General features: G+C 65.0%; 15 protein-coding genes and 1 pseudogene. 12 read left to right on the top strand and 4 right to left on the bottom strand.

Annotated elements, in window-relative coordinates; all coding sequences use genetic code 11:
• Positions 1–103: 103 nt before the first annotated feature.
• The 5 genes from CA2_RS13670 to CA2_RS13690 all read left to right on the top strand — a co-directional run bounded on the left by CA2_RS13670 (position 104) and on the right by CA2_RS13690 (position 5,559).
• Positions 104–1,117, top strand: coding sequence for a Bug family tripartite tricarboxylate transporter substrate binding protein (locus CA2_RS13670; RefSeq protein ID WP_042418340.1), 1,014 nt, complete (start codon positions 104–106; stop codon positions 1,115–1,117).
• Positions 1,118–1,165: 48 nt separating this feature from the next.
• Positions 1,166–1,831, top strand: a complete 666-nt coding sequence (locus CA2_RS13675; protein ID WP_042418343.1) for a response regulator — start codon at positions 1,166–1,168, stop codon at positions 1,829–1,831.
• Positions 1,812–3,287 (top strand): sensor histidine kinase, encoded by a 1,476-nt coding sequence (locus tag CA2_RS13680; RefSeq protein WP_042418346.1) that lies wholly within the window; start codon positions 1,812–1,814, stop codon positions 3,285–3,287. The genes CA2_RS13675 and CA2_RS13680 overlap by 20 nt, the downstream gene beginning before the upstream one ends.
• Positions 3,288–3,303: 16 nt before the next feature.
• Positions 3,304–4,359, top strand: a complete 1,056-nt coding sequence (locus CA2_RS13685; RefSeq protein WP_052369944.1) for a Bug family tripartite tricarboxylate transporter substrate binding protein — start codon at positions 3,304–3,306, stop codon at positions 4,357–4,359.
• A gap of 102 nt (positions 4,360–4,461) precedes the next feature.
• The gene (locus CA2_RS13690) at positions 4,462–5,559 is read left to right on the top strand and encodes an enoyl-CoA hydratase/isomerase family protein (protein ID WP_042418349.1); all 1,098 of its coding nucleotides are present in this window, start codon (positions 4,462–4,464) and stop codon (positions 5,557–5,559) included.
• 218 nt (positions 5,560–5,777) lie between these two features.
• On the opposite strand, the gene CA2_RS18390 is transcribed toward CA2_RS13690, so the two are convergent.
• From CA2_RS18390 to smpB, 3 genes are all read right to left on the bottom strand, one after another.
• The gene (locus CA2_RS18390; RefSeq protein ID WP_245620963.1) at positions 5,778–6,362 is read right to left on the bottom strand and encodes a methyl-accepting chemotaxis protein; all 585 of its coding nucleotides are present in this window, start codon (positions 6,360–6,362) and stop codon (positions 5,778–5,780) included.
• Positions 6,363–6,412: 50 nt separating this feature from the next.
• Positions 6,413–7,381, bottom strand: coding sequence for an MCP four helix bundle domain-containing protein (locus CA2_RS18395; protein ID WP_217997640.1), 969 nt, complete (start codon positions 7,379–7,381; stop codon positions 6,413–6,415).
• 325 nt (positions 7,382–7,706) lie between these two features.
• Positions 7,707–8,180: an SsrA-binding protein SmpB gene (gene smpB, locus CA2_RS13700; protein WP_042418352.1), complete on the bottom strand. Its 474-nt coding sequence runs from the start codon at positions 8,178–8,180 to the stop codon at positions 7,707–7,709.
• A gap of 151 nt (positions 8,181–8,331) precedes the next feature.
• Between smpB and CA2_RS13705 the strand changes: the two genes are divergently transcribed.
• Together CA2_RS13705 and CA2_RS13710 are read left to right on the top strand one after the other, a co-directional pair.
• Positions 8,332–8,772, top strand: coding sequence for a type II toxin-antitoxin system RatA family toxin (locus CA2_RS13705; RefSeq protein WP_042418355.1), 441 nt, complete (start codon positions 8,332–8,334; stop codon positions 8,770–8,772).
• The gene (locus CA2_RS13710) at positions 8,765–9,094 is read left to right on the top strand and encodes an RnfH family protein (RefSeq protein WP_042418359.1); all 330 of its coding nucleotides are present in this window, start codon (positions 8,765–8,767) and stop codon (positions 9,092–9,094) included. Before CA2_RS13705 ends, CA2_RS13710 begins: the two co-directional genes overlap by 8 nt.
• Positions 9,095–9,188: 94 nt before the next feature.
• Here CA2_RS13710 and CA2_RS13715 read toward each other — a convergent pair whose 3' ends face one another.
• On the bottom strand, positions 9,189–9,749 hold the full coding sequence (locus CA2_RS13715; protein WP_042418362.1) for a DUF4124 domain-containing protein: 561 nt from the start codon (positions 9,747–9,749) through the stop codon (positions 9,189–9,191).
• Positions 9,750–9,845: 96 nt separating this feature from the next.
• Here CA2_RS13715 and guaB point away from each other — a divergent pair, with 96 nt between their 5' ends.
• From guaB to CA2_RS18605, 5 genes and pseudogenes are all read left to right on the top strand, one after another.
• Complete coding sequence (guaB, locus tag CA2_RS13720) at positions 9,846–11,321, top strand: IMP dehydrogenase (protein WP_042418366.1); 1,476 nt, start codon at positions 9,846–9,848, stop codon at positions 11,319–11,321.
• Between the two features lie 207 nt (positions 11,322–11,528).
• Positions 11,529–11,789: a type II toxin-antitoxin system Phd/YefM family antitoxin gene (locus CA2_RS13725; RefSeq protein WP_042418369.1), complete on the top strand. Its 261-nt coding sequence runs from the start codon at positions 11,529–11,531 to the stop codon at positions 11,787–11,789.
• Positions 11,786–12,220 carry a type II toxin-antitoxin system VapC family toxin gene (locus CA2_RS13730; RefSeq protein WP_042418372.1) on the top strand — a complete coding sequence of 145 codons (435 nt, stop codon included), beginning with the start codon at positions 11,786–11,788 and terminating at the stop codon, positions 12,218–12,220. Before CA2_RS13725 ends, CA2_RS13730 begins: the two co-directional genes overlap by 4 nt.
• Before the next feature lie 35 nt (positions 12,221–12,255).
• Complete coding sequence (gene guaA / locus CA2_RS13735; protein WP_042418381.1) at positions 12,256–13,872, top strand: glutamine-hydrolyzing GMP synthase; 1,617 nt, start codon at positions 12,256–12,258, stop codon at positions 13,870–13,872.
• Between the two features lie 209 nt (positions 13,873–14,081).
• Positions 14,082–14,240: pseudogene (locus CA2_RS18605) on the top strand (Arm DNA-binding domain-containing protein); the annotation flags it as partial.

Here is a 14,240-nt window from a genome sequence, read left to right on the forward strand (position 1 = left end):
TGTGCTTTGTGGGGGGACTTGGAAGCGCGCGGGGACTGACAGCTTCCAGACAGCACGGCATCGGCAAGATGGAACTCCTATAAGCATATTTGGAGACAACGCCATGCAGCCTTCCAGCATTTCCCCTTTGCATACCTTTTCCCAGCAACGTCGCGACTGCCTGCGCGCCGGTGGTGCCTTGGCCTTGGGCGGCTTGCTGCCTGGCGTCCATGCCGAAGAGGCGTGGCCCAGCCGTTCGGTGCGTTTTGTGGTGCCGTTTGCGCCCGGCGGAAGCTCGGAGATCGTGGCCCGGTCCACGGCGGTGGAGTTGACCAAGACCCTGGGGCAGAGCGTGTTCGTGGACAACAAGCCCGGCGCGGCAGGCAATATCGCGATGTCGGAGGTGGCGCGCAGCACCGACCAGCACACCCTGGTCCTGGGGCATATCGGCACTTTGGCGGTGAATCCCTACATCTTCCCCAAGCTGCCCTACGATCCGGTCAAGGACTTCAAGCCGGTCAGCTTGCTGGCGAAGGTGCCCAGCCTGTACGTGGTGCATCCGGACTTGCCGGTGAAGAACCTCAAGGAGTTCATCGCGTACGCCAAGGCCCGCCCCGGCAACCTCAGCTATGGCTCGGCAGGGAACGGCAGCGCGGGGCATCTGGCGTTTGAATACCTCAAGATGACGGCCGAAATCTTCATGCTGCACGTGCCCTATCGCGGCACCGGCCCGATGGTCAACGACCTGCTGTCCGGGCGTGTGCCGGCTTCGGCCATCGGCGCGGCGGCCGTCATTCCCTTTATTAAGGCAGGCAAGCTGCGCTGCATTGCCACAGGCTCGGTCCAGCGCCTGCCCCAGTTGCCTGACGTGCCGACGGTGGCCGAACAGGGGTTCCCGGGCTTCGAAATGACCCAGTGGTACGGGATGATGGCGCCGTCCAATCTGAGCGATGCACAGATCGCCAAACTGTCGGCGGAAACCATGAAGGCGGTGAAGGCCCCCGAGGCGCTCAAGCGCTTGACGGGCGATGCCGCCGAGGCGATTGGCGGAACGCCGGAGCAGTTCACGCAGTTCATCGCCAGTGAACAGGTGCGCTGGAAGAAGGTGATCGCGCGCGCCGCCATTCAGCCGAGCTGATGTGGCCAGTCGCGTGCGCGGCTCCACCAGGCATTAGCATTGCCATCTATGCGAATCCTGCTGGTTGAAGATGAACAAGCCCTGGGCACCTGGCTGAGCAAGGCGCTGGAGCATGCGGGGATCCAGGTCGACTGGCTGGACAACGGCCTGCTGGCCGATCGCGCCCTGCAGCACGGCGATTACGACGCCTTGGTGCTGGACCTGGGGCTGCCCAGCATGGATGGCCGCATGGTGCTGCAGCGCCTGCGGGCGCGTGACCAGCGGCTGCCCACATTGATCCTGACGGCACAGGATGCGCTGGACATCCGGGTGGCCGCGCTGCACGCGGGGGCGGACGATTTCCTGCTCAAGCCCTTCGCCCTGGCGGAGCTGGAGGCACGGTTGCACGCCTTGGTGCGCCGCGCCCGGGGCAGCGAGCATGCGCGCCATGCCTGCGGCCCCCTGATCTACGACAGTGGCCGCAAGCAGTTCCAGCTGGCCGGGCAGGTGCTGACTTTGTCGCCCCGCGAGCTGAGCGTGCTGCGGGTGCTGATCCTGCGCAGCGGTGAGCCACTGTCCAAGGCGCAGATTCTGGAGCGCGTGTTTTCCGACGACGAGGATGTGCACCCGGAAGCGGTCGAGGTCTTCATCTACCGGCTGCGCAAGCGCCTGGACGGCAAGGGCGTGCGCATCGTCACGCTGCGGGGACTGGGCTATGTGCTGGAAGCGGATTAAGCGCCCGGCACAGTCCACCGGAGGCCGTTGGCTGCAGCGCTGGTGGCGGCGCAGCACCCTGTGGCAGCGCCTGGCACTGTGGCTGTTGCCGGCCTTGCTGCTGGTGGTGAGCCTGGAGCTGTGGATGACGCGCCAGGATGCCTTGGCGGCGGCCAATGCGGCCTATGACCGATCTTTACTGGGGGCGCTCAAGTCCATCGATGCCAACATCTCCACGGCCTCGGGCGGGCTGTCGGTGGAGCTGCCTTACCGCATGTTCGAGTTCTTTGAGCTGACGGCCAGTGGCCAGGTGTTTTTTCGCGTGGCGACATCGGACGGCCTGGTGGAACTGGGCAGCGCCGACCTGCCCGAACCCGCGCAACCGCCCGATCTGGCAACCCCCGTGTTCTATGACGCCGTGTACTTTGGCGAACCCTTGCGGGTCGCCGCCTACCGCCGCGCCTTGGGTGGCCTGCAGGACGCGCACAGCCAGGCCAGCGTGTTGCTGCAGATTGGCGAAAGCACGCGCTCGCGCCAGGAGTTCAGCGACCGTTTCGTGCGGGGCGCGATGCGCCACGATGCCCTGGTCTTGCTGCTGCTGCTGTGTGGCTCGGCCGTGGTGCTGATGGTGGCCTTGCGGCCGTTGGCCCGCCTGGCGCGCGAGGTGCAGTCGCGCTCGGCGAATGACCTGACACACATCGATGATGGCGACCTGCCCGCCGATGTGCGGCCCCTGGTAGCAGCGGTCAATCAGCAGATGCGGCGCAGCCAGGAGCTGATCGCCGTGCAGCGCGAATTTCTCGACGATGCATCGCACCAGCTGCGCACCCACCTGACCACCTTGCAGATGCAGGTGGATTACGCGCGCCGCACGGACGATGCAGGGCAGGTGCGCACGGCGCTGGACGCGCTGGCCAACGAGATCGGCCGGGCCACGCGCAGCGCCCAGCAGCTGCTGGCCTTGGGGCGCAGCGATACGGCGGCGGTGGCGATGGTGCCCGTGGATCTGCAGGCGCTGCTGCGGGCCGTGGCCTTGCAGTGGTTGCCGCAGGCACGGGCCAAACGCATCGACCTGGGCTTGCAGCCGTCGGCAGCACCCGCGCTGGTGGCGGTGGGCGATCCCGGCTTGCTGCACGAGGCCCTGTCGAATTTGGTGGCCAACGCGATTGCCTACACCCCGGTGCAGGGCAGCATCACCTTGTCTGCGACCGCCGATGCCCATGACTGGTCTCTGCAGGTGGAAGACAGCGGACCAGGTCTGACGGAGGCCGAACGCGCGGCGCTGGGGCAGCGTTTCCGGCGCGGTGCGAATGCCGGGCAGGGCGGTTTTGGCCTGGGCTTGTCGATCGTGCGCACGATCGCGCAGCGCCATGGCGGCCATCTGCTGTTGGCGGCCCGCAGCGCAGGCCCAGGGCTGCATGCCATGATCGTGTGGCCACGCAGCACCGCCGCTGCCGATACAGTCGCTGTACCTTGACGTCCTCCGCTTGCCCATGCCGAAGCAACCTCTTTCCTTTGACCGCCCGTCCCGCCGTCGCGTGCTGCGCGATTGGGCGCTGCTGCCTTGGGTCGGCAGCTGGGTGCCTGCGCCAGGCCTGGCGCAGGCGCAGAGCGCCGCAGCGGTTGACCCCAGTCTGCTGGCTGCCGACTGCGTGATCCCGGCGCGTGCCGGGGGCGGCTTCGCCTTGACCTGCGCTCTGGCGCGCGATGCCTTGCAGGCGGTGCGCCCGCAGCGGCCGCCGTTGGGGCAGCGTTACCTGCCTGGGGGCATTGGTGCCGTGGCGTTCGACCGGGTGGCGTCGGGCCAGCTGGGCGGCAGCCACACGCTGGTGGCGTTTTCCAGCGGCTCCTTGCTGAACCTGGCCCAAGGGCGTTTTGGCCCGCATGCGCCGACGGCGGTGCACTGGCTGGTCACGCTGGGCACGGACTATGGCGTGGTGGCCGTGCACCGGGATGCGCCGTGGAAAACATTGCAGGAGTTGTTGGCGGCACTGCGCCACGATGTGTCGCGCGTGGTGTTTGGCGCTGGCGGCACCGTGGGCAGCCAGGACTGGGTCAAGACCGCCTTGTTGGTGCGGGCAGCGGTCCGGGACCACAAAGCCATGCGTTTCGTGGCCTTTGAAGGTGGGGGCGAGGCCTTGGAGGCCTTGCAAGGCAAGCATGTGCAAGTCTGCTGCGGGGATGCGGCCGAGGTGCACCAGCGCATCAGGGGCGGTGCCCCCATCCGTTTGCTGGCGGTGTTTGCCCCCCAGCGGCTGCCGGGCGACTGGGCGGCGGTACCAACGGCCCGTGAGCAGGGGGTGGAGCTGGTGTGGCCCACGGTGCGGGGCCTGTACCTGAGTGCCAATGTGTCTGCGGAGGTGGCGCAGGCCTGGACACGGGCCTTCCAGGAGGCCGTGACCGCGCCCGGCTATGCGCGTCTGCAAGTGCGCCATGGCCTGTTCCCGCTGGAGCTGACGGGCAAGCCCTTGCAGAACCACGTGGAAAACCAGCTGCAGTCCTTTCGCCAGCTGGCCGACGAACTGGGGCTGCGGCGCTGGGCGCGCTGAAGGTGCGGCGTGGGCCCTGGTGCGTCGGAGACGTGCAGCCCCTGGGCGCTGGGGCACAATGCGGGCCATTGATTCCCTCTGAACAAGAACCAAGGAGACACAATGCGCGAGGTTGAGCAACATATCGTCAGTGAAGTGCACGGGCAGGTCGGCTTCATCACCCTGAACCGCCCCAAGGCCATCAACGCCCTGTCCCTGGGCATGGTGCGTGACCTGTTGGCCCAGTTGCTGGCCTGGAAGGACGATCCCGCCGTGCTGGCCGTGGCCATCCGCGGCAGCCACAAGGAAGGCGTGTTCGGCCACTTCTGCGCCGGCGGCGACATCCGCTTCCTGCACCAGGCCGGTAGCACGGGCAACCCGCAGCTGGAAGACTTTTTCACCGAAGAATACGCCCTCAACCACCTGATCTTCACCTACCCCAAGCCCTACATCGCCTTCATGGATGGCATCGTCATGGGCGGTGGCATGGGCATCAGCCAGGGCGCCAGCTTGCGCGTGGTGACCGAGAAGACCAAGATGGCCATGCCCGAGACCATCATCGGCCTGTTCCCCGATGTGGGCGGCGGCTACTTCCTGTCGCGCTGCCCCGGTGCCGTGGGCGAGTGGCTGGCGCTGACGGGCGACACCATCGGCGCGGCCGAGGCGATTGCCTTCCAGCTGGCCGATGCCTACCTGCCCGCGAGCGAGCAGGGCGCCGTCTGGGATGCCCTGGCGCAGCAGACCTTTGCCAGCGGTGAGGCCGTGCAGGCCTTTGTGCAGTCCCGCACGCAGGCCCAGGCGCCCGGTGCGGTGCGCAGCACGGCAGACATCGACCGCGTGTTTGGCCTGCCCACGCTGCAGGCCATGATCGACACGCTGGAGGCCGACACCGCCAGCGAGTGGGCGCAGGCCACGGCCGCGGCGTTGCGCAAGCGTTCGCCCCTGATGCTGTGGGTGGTGTTAGAGCAGATCCGCCGCGCGCGCGGCATGGATGTGGCCACCGACCTGCGCATGGAGCGCGACATGGTGCGCCACTGCTTCTACCTGCGCCCCGGCCAGTCCGAAACCGTGGAAGGCATCCGCGCGCTGGCTGTGGACAAGGACCAGAGCCCGCAGTGGAACCCCGCACGCATCGAGGACGTGCCCGAGGCCCTGTGGCGCGCGTTCTTCGTCAGCCCCTGGCCGGCGCATTCGCACCCGCTGGCCAGCCTGAAGGACTGAGGCGGCCACACCACGGCCCCAGCCCCCACGCGGGTGCCGCTGTGCGCGGCCCGCGCCTTGCCGGCCCGCTGTGGCCTGGGGCGTGGCGTTAAAAAAGCCACGCGGCGTGGCCGGTGGCTGGGCTATTAATTCTGTGAGCGGTTGGCGCTTGTCTGGCAAGGGTTTCAGGGCTTTTTGCGCCTGAAACCTTGTGCCGGAAAGCGCCAGCCGCTCATTTTTTATCCTGACAGCAACGCGGGCTCGCGGCCGCGGGGCAGGGCGCGCGCGCGCTGCGCTGTGGGCTGCTGCGACAGTTTGAAGGCCTCGACCACCTCGCGCAGCTGGCTGGCCTGGGCGTGCAGGTGGGCGGCCGCGGCGTTGGATTCTTCGACCAGGGCGGCGTTCTGCTGCGTCATCTGGTCCAGCTGGGCAATCGCCTGGTTGACCTGGGCCGCGCCCTGGCTTTGCTCGTTGGTGGCGGCGTTGACCTCGGCCACGATGTCCTGCACACGGTTGACGTTGTCCAGGATGGCCTGCATGGCCTGGCTGGCATCGTGCACCTGCGCGGTGCCAGCGCTGACGCTGTGCAGGTTGGTGTCGATCAGTTGGCGGATTTCCTTGGCGGCGGTGGCGCTGCGCTGGGCCAGGGTGCGCACCTCGCCGGCCACCACGGCAAAGCCGCGGCCTTGTTCGCCGGCGCGGGCGGCTTCGACCGCCGCGTTCAGCGCCAGGATGTTGGTCTGGAAGGCAATACCGTCGATCACGCCGATGATGTCGCCGATCTTGCGGCTGCTGGCGTGGATCTGCTCCATGGTCTGCTGCACGTGCTGGGTCTTGTCATAGCCCTGCTGCGTGGCCAGCGAGGAGTTGCGCGTCAGCGCCTCGGCCTGGCGCGTGGCTTCCGTGCACTGCTGCTGAGCTGCTCGATCGCGCTGGCGCTTTGCTCCAGGTTGGCGGCCGTGGTCTCGGTGCGGCTGCTCAGGTCGTTGCTGCCGCTGGCCACCTGTTCGCTGGCGGTGGAGATGCTTTGTGCCGACTGCAGCACCTGGCCCATGGTGCGGTTCAGGGTGCTGCGCATCTCGTCCAGGCTGCGCAGCAGCTGTCCGGTTTCATCGCTGTGGTAGTGGGTCTGGGGCGTGCCGCTCAGGTCCAGCGCCGCGACCTCGCGCGCGGCCTGCTGGGCCAGGTGCAGGGGGCGGGTGATGCTGCGCGTGACCAGCACGGCACACAGCAGTCCCAGGGCCAGGGCCGCGCTGGTGAATACGCCCAGCTGCCACATGCTGGCGGTACGCGACTGGCGGCTTTGGGCCGACAGCTGGTCAAACAGCGCACGCTGCGCGTCCGCCAGGTCGGCCACGGATTGCAGGTAGGCCGTCATGGTGGGCTCGAACTGCTGGGTGAAGACGCGGTGCGCCCCCTCGGCATTGCCGGCGGCCTTGAGCGCGGCGATTTCCTTGCGCTGCGCCAGGTAGGCGTCGCGCAGCTTGGAGGATTTTTCCAGCAGGGCCAGCTGCGCCGGATCACGCAGGTGGGCGTTGATGATCTTCATCTGCACGGCGGTGTCGGCCGTGGCTTCCTTGGTGGCCTTGTCGAAGTACTGCACCAGGCTGGCATCGTCGCTCTTGGCAATCGCCGCAGCGCGTTGCACCCCGGCGGTGACGTTCATGGACCAGTTCTTGAGGGCGCGCTCGGTCACCAGCACCTCGTTCATCATGTGCGACAGCATGCGGTCCTGCTGCAGGGACTGGTAGATGGCCAAGCCGCTGCTGCTGACGAAGAGCAGCAGGATGCTGCCAAGCACGGCCGCGAGCTTGCGGCCAATCGGCCAGTTGCCATAAGACATGGTGGTTTCCTCGATATCCGTTGGTTGCAGGGTGACTGCGGGTTTTTATGTATTGACGGTATGAATCTGTTTTTTGAAATTTTAGAGATGAAGTTTTTGTGACAGCGTTGAGTTGGTGCAAATGGCACGAATTTGGTGCAAACCGTTGGTGTTCTGCATCACAGGGGGCGGTCATCGCGGGCCGCGCAGGTTGTGCCGCGGCGCAAGGCATCAACAAAAAGAGAGCTGCCAGCGCTTGCCTTGCCAAGGATTACCAGTCATTGCGACCTGAAAACCTTGCCAAGACAGCGCTGGCAGCTCTTTTTATTGAAAGTGTGCTGCCGATTCAGCGGTTGCGGCTCTTCATCGCGCGCTCGACCTCGCGCTTGCCTTCGCGGTCCTTGATCACATCGCGCTTGTCGTGCTCGCCCTTGCCCTTGGCCAGGGCCACGTCGCACTTGACCAGGCCGTTCTTCCAGTACAGCTTGGTGGGCACCAGGGTGTAGCCTTTTTGTTCCACCTTGCCGATGAGGCGACGGATTTCGTCCTTCTTCATCAGCAGCTTCTTGATGCGTGCGGCATCCGGGTTGACGTGGGTGGAGGCGGTCTTCAGCGGCTGGATCTGGCAGCCGATGAGGTACAGCTCGCCTTCCTTGATGATGACGTAGCCCTCGCTGATCTGCGCCTTGCCGCTGCGCAGGGCCTTGACTTCCCAGCCGTGCAGCACGATGCCGGCCTCATGGCGTTCCTCGAAGAAATAGTTGAACGCCGCTTTCTTGTTCTCCGCGATGCGGGATGGTGTTTCTGGTTTTTTTGCCATGGGTCTTTCTGGGCGGGTGACCCGCAGATGCCGGGCTCTACCTACAATGGGCATTTCTCCCGCTAAGCAGCAATTCTAGTTTCTTCAGCCTCGCGCCACCCGTTTGCCGGTGCAATGCCCCAGGGCATGCGCCACGCAGGCTTTTGCTTTCATGAAAAACGTCAACAAGTCCGTCCTCATTTGGTATAGCCCCGAAGAAATGTTCGCCCTGGTGGCCGACGTGGCGCGCTATCCAGAATTTTTGCCCTGGTGCTCGCACACCCAGGTGCTGGAGCAGGACGAACACAGCATGACGGCCGAGGTGGGCATGTCCATGGGGGCCTTGCGCAAATCCTTCGTGACCCGCAACGTGCACGAAGGCCAGCACAAGATCAGCATGCGCCTGATCAAGGGGCCGTTCTCGCGCCTGGAGGGGCACTGGATGTTCCACCCCGTGGGCGATGGCTCGCAGCGTGCCTGCAAGGTGCAGCTGCAGTTGGACTATGGCTTTGACAGCAACGCGGTGGCGGCCCTGATCGGCCCCATCTTCGACCGGATTGCCAACTCCATGGTCGATGCCTTCATCAAGCGCGCCGAAAAAGTCTATGGCTGAGACCGGCATGCTGGCGGTGCAGGTGGTCTGGGTGGATGCCCAGGCCCAGGTGCAGGAACGCAGCGTGGCGCTGCCGGCCGGCGCCCAGATCCACGATGCCTTGCGCGCCTGCGGGCTGGCGCTGGGCGCGCACGCCGCCTGCGGTGTCTGGGGGCGTACCCAGGCGCTGGACCATGGCTTGCAGGACGGCGATCGTGTGGAGCTGTACCAGCCGCTGAAGGTGGACCCCAAGGTGGCGCGCCGCGAGCGCTTTGCCCAGCAGGGTGCCCGGGGGGCTGGCCTGTTTGCCAGCCGCCGGCCCAACAGCAAATCGGGGTATTGACCGCGGCGCCAGGGGTGGAGGGCGCTCTAGCGCCCTGTACAGCGCCTGGTTTTGCACAGCCTGCGCGTGGCGCTGCTGGTGGCTGCGTGCTCGGTCAGGGGCAGTTGCTCTTGATCGCTTCCTGGGCGCGCTGCAACTCGGCCTGGCGCTGCTGTTCGGTCATGTAGCTGCGCTCGCCTTTTTCATTCGTGTACACCAGGCGCATGCCGGACTGCATGGTGCTGTGGGTGGACTTGGCGCGCTGGCAGTTCTCCTGCCGTGCCTTGGCCACTTCCTGCTCCTTTTTCTTGCGTTCGGCTTCCTCGGCCTTGCGCTGGGCTTCTTCTTTCTTGCTGTCTTCCTGCGCCTTGGCTTCGGCAGCTTTCTGGGCGTCTTGCGCCGCTTTCAAAGCTTGGGCCTTGGCGGCAGCTTCCGCTTCCTTGGGGTCGATGACCGCGCCGGGGGCGGAGCCGTTCTCGGCCGGGTAGATGATGCGCTGGGTGGCTGCGGAGGCGGGCCGCGGCTGCTGCAGGATCTGGTGCGGCGCGATGTGCGCTGGCGGCGGTCGGTCGCTGAACACTTTGCGGCCACTTTCATCCACCCATTGCCATTGGGCGAAAGCGGCCTGGGAGCACACGAGCAGCGTTGTGGTGAGACAGAAGTGCAGGGCGTTCATGGGGCCAGTGTAGCTGCCAGTTGCAAGGTTTCTTGTTGCGTGCGCGGCACGTGCATGCACGGAGAAAGCTACAATCTTTCTTTTGGAGCCTTCACAATGCGCCTTCTCGGAAAAGCACTGACCTTCGACGACGTCCTGCTCGTTCCCGCCTACTCCGAAGTCCTGCCCAAGGACGTTTCTCTTTCCACCCAGTTCACGCGCAACATCACGTTGAACCTGCCCCTGGTCTCTGCGGCCATGGACACGGTCACCGAAGCGCGTTTGGCGATTGCCATTGCCCAGGAAGGCGGCATTGGCGTGATCCACAAGAACATGACGGCCCAGGAGCAAGCGGCCGAAGTGTCCAAGGTCAAGCGCCATGAATCCGGTGTGGTGCATGACCCCATCGTGATCACCCCCGAGCACACCGTGCTGCAGGTGCTGCAGCTGTCGGAAGAGCGTGGCATCTCCGGTTTCCCCGTGTGCGATGGCGGCAAGGTGATCGGTATCGTGACCAGCCGTGACGTGCGCTTTGAAACCCGTTACGACGTCAAGGTCCGCGAGATCATGACGCCCCGCGAGAAGCTCATCACCGTCAATGAAAAGGACGGCACCACGCCTGCCCAGGCCAAGGCTTTGCTGAACAAGCACAAGCTGGAGCGCCTGCTGGTGGTCAACGATGCGTTCGAGCTCAAGGGCCTGATCACCGTCAAGGACATCAACAAGCAGACCAACTTCCCCAATGCCGCGCGTGACGCGGCTGGCCGCCTGCGCGTGGCGGCTGCGGTGGGCGTGGGCGCTGGCACCGAAGAGCGTGTCGAGCTGCTGGCCAAGGCCGGTGTGGACGCCATCGTGGTGGACACGGCCCACGGCCATTCCAAGGGGGTGATCGACCGCGTGCGTTGGGTCAAGCAGAACTACCCCCAGATCGATGTGATCGGCGGCAACATTGCCACCGGCGCTGCAGCGCTGGCGCTGGTGGAAGCCGGTGCCGATGCAGTGAAGGTGGGTATCGGCCCTGGCTCCATCTGCACCACACGCATCGTGGCCGGTGTGGGTGTGCCCCAGATCATGGCCATCTCCAACGTGGCCGATGCCCTGAAGGGTACGGGCGTGCCGCTGATCGGTGACGGTGGCATCCGCTTCTCGGGCGACATCGCCAAGGCCCTGGCGGCAGGTGCCTCCACCATCATGATGGGCGGCATGTTTGCCGGTACCGAAGAAGCGCCCGGCGAAGTGATCCTGTACCAGGGCCGTTCGTACAAGAGCTACCGCGGCATGGGCTCCATCGGTGCCATGCAGCAGGGCTCGGCCGACCGTTACTTCCAGGAATCGTCCACCGGCAACCCCAATGCCGACAAGCTGGTGCCTGAAGGTATTGAAGGCCGCGTGCCCTACAAGGGCTCGATGGTCTCCATCGTCTACCAGATGGCTGGCGGCGTGCGCGCCTCCATGGGCTACTGCGGTTGCGCCACCATCAAGGAGATGAACGAGAAGGCCGAGTTCGTGGAAATCACGGCTGCCGGCATCCGTGAGTCCCACGTGCACGACGTGCAGATCACCAAGGAAGCGCCCAACTACCGCGCCGACTGATCGTCGATCGCCCCTGGGCCGCTGCGCGGTATCCCCTCAGCGGGATGGCTGTGTTACCGCAAGGCGGCGCTGGCCCGCGGCCTGCTGCGAAAGCGACGCTGGCCCGACGTGGGGTGATTTCAACAGACCAGACTCACAGAGTTCTGGTCAGAATGCTAAAATCTGGTCTGAACTTCTGGTTCGGCCAGATTTTTTTATTTCCACCCCATGCAATCTGTCGGTATCTACGAAGCCAAGACCCGTTTCTCTGCCTTGATCGAACTGGTCGAGGCCGGCGAAGAGGTGCGCATCACGCGCCACGGCAAGGAAGTGGTGCGCATGCTGCCGGTGCGCCGCCGGCCTGTGATCACCGACGAGCAGATTGCGCGGGAGTTGGAACAAATTCAGGCCTTGCAGCGCACCATACAAGCGCCAGCAGCTGCAGCTTCTGTAGCTGCCCTGCGCCACACCGGCCGGAGTCGCGCATGACCGCCTTTGTGCTGGACGCCTCCGTCACTGCTGCCTGGTTGCTGCCCGATCAGGCCAGCGCCCACACCCAGCGCCTGTATGCCCGCATCCGCCGCGACGAGGTGGAGCCGCAGGCCCCCAACCTCTGGCAGTGGGAGTGTGGCAACCTGATCGCATCGGGCGTGCACCAGGGCCGTATTCCGCATGGCTCCGTCGAGGGGCTGTGGGGCGTGCTGGAAGCCATCCGCCACCGTGTGGAACTGCACGAGTTGGCGCCCGCCCAGCATAAGGCCGTGTTGGACGTGGCGCTGGATACCGGCCTGCCCACCTACGATGCCGCTTACCTGTGGCTGGCGCAGTCGTTGCGACTGCCGCTGGCCACGTTCGATACCGCCCAGATCGCTGCCGCCCGCCAACGCGGGATCGCGCTGTGGGCGGGCGAAGATTTCTGACCCCGAATCCTTTCCTCTTGCCCTTGGATAACACCATGCAACACGACAAGATCCTCATCCTTGACTTCGGCTCCCAGGTCACGCAGCTGATTGCCCGCCGCGTGCGCGAAGCCCATGTGTACTGCGAAGTCCACCCCTGCGACGTCAGCAGCGAGTGGGTGCGCGAATTTGCCGCCGATGGCCGCCTCAAGGGCGTGATCCTGTCGGGCAGCCACGCGTCGGTCTACGAAGTGGACGACCGTGCGCCGGACGCCGTGTTTGAGCTGGGCATTCCCGTGCTGGGCATCTGCTACGGCATGCAGACCATGGCCACCCAGCTGGGCGGCAAGGTCGAAGGCTCGGACAGCCGCGAATTCGGCTACGCCGAAGTGCGTGCCCATGGACACACCCAGCTGCTGCAAGGCATCGAAGACTTCGTGACCGCCGAAGGCCACGGCATGCTCAAGGTCTGGATGAGCCACGGCGACAAGGTCACCCAATTGCCCGAAGGCTTCAAGGTGATGGCCTCGACCCCATCCTGCCCCATCGCCGGCATGGCCGATGAAGCCCGCCGTTTCTACGCCGTGCAGTTCCACCCCGAAGTCACGCACACCGTGCAGGGCCAGGCCATGCTGAACCGTTTCGTGTTGGACATCTGTGGCACGCAGGCGGACTGGATCATGGGCGACTACATCGAAGAGGCTGTGGCCAAGATCCGCGAGCAGGTCGGCGATGAAGAGGTCATCCTGGGTTTGTCCGGCGGCGTGGATTCGTCCGTGGCGGCCGCGCTGATCCACCGCGCCATCGGCGACCAACTGACCTGCGTGTTCGTGGACCACGGCCTGCTGCGCCTGAACGAAGGCGACATGGTCATGGACATGTTCGCCGGCAAGCTGCACGCCAAGGTGATTCGCGTGGATGCTTCCGAGCTGTTCCTGGGCAAGCTGGCCGGCGTGAGCGAGCCGGAAGCCAAGCGCAAGATCATCGGCGGCCTGTTTGTGGACGTCTTCAAGGCCGAAGCGGCCAAGCTCAAGGCAGCAACCGCCGGTTCCAAGGGAGCGACCTTCCTGGCCCAGGGCACCATCTACCCCGACGTGATCGAGTCGGGTGGTGCCAAGAGCAAGAAGGCCGTCACCATCAAGAGCCACCACAACGTCGGTGGCCTGCCCGAGCAGCTGGGCCTGAAGCTGCTGGAGCCCCTGCGCGACCTGTTCAAGGACGAAGTGCGCGAACTGGGCGTGGCCCTGGGCCTGCCCCGTGGCATGGTCTACCGCCACCCCTTCCCCGGTCCTGGCCTGGGCGTGCGCATCCTGGGTGAAGTGAAGAAGGAATACGCCGACCTGCTGCGCCGCGCCGATGCCATCTTCATCGAAGAATTGAACAACTGGATCGACGAGGCCTCTGGCAAGAGCTGGTACGACCTGACCAGCCAGGCCTTCACCGTGTTCCTGCCCGTCAAGAGCGTGGGCGTGATGGGCGACGGCCGCACCTATGACTATGTCGTGGCCCTGCGCGCCGTGGTCACCAGCGACTTCATGACCGCCGACTGGGCCGAGCTGCCTTACGGCCTGCTCAAGAAGGTGTCCGGCCGCATCATCAACGAGGTGCGCGGCATCAACCGTGTGACCTACGACGTGAGCACCAAGCCACCAGCGACCATCGAGTGGGAATAATTTAAAGTTTCCAGCAACGTACCGCAACGTTCTGGAAACTGCTGATTCCCTATAAGGAATAGTCGGTTGTTCGTCCAGGGACAACCGACAAAATACAACACTAGCCGCAATTTCGTGCGGTACGCCTGACGGTAAAGCTGTAACATTTCGGAACGTTGCTTTCCCATACCGACACCCCCTGTGACGGTATCAACGAAAGCCTAGCCAATATGCTTACTGACACCGAACTGCGCAGCCTGCGCCCTAAAGAAAAAAGCCTACAAAATCTCGGATCGTGATGGTATGTATGTCATGGTGACTACTGCTGGCACAAAGTCATTCCGCTATGACTACCGCCTCAATGGCCGACGAGAAACACTCACTATTGG

This window comes from Comamonas aquatica NBRC 14918 (assembly GCF_000739875.1).
In the GTDB taxonomy this organism is placed as follows: domain Bacteria; phylum Pseudomonadota; class Gammaproteobacteria; order Burkholderiales; family Burkholderiaceae_C; genus Comamonas; species Comamonas aquatica.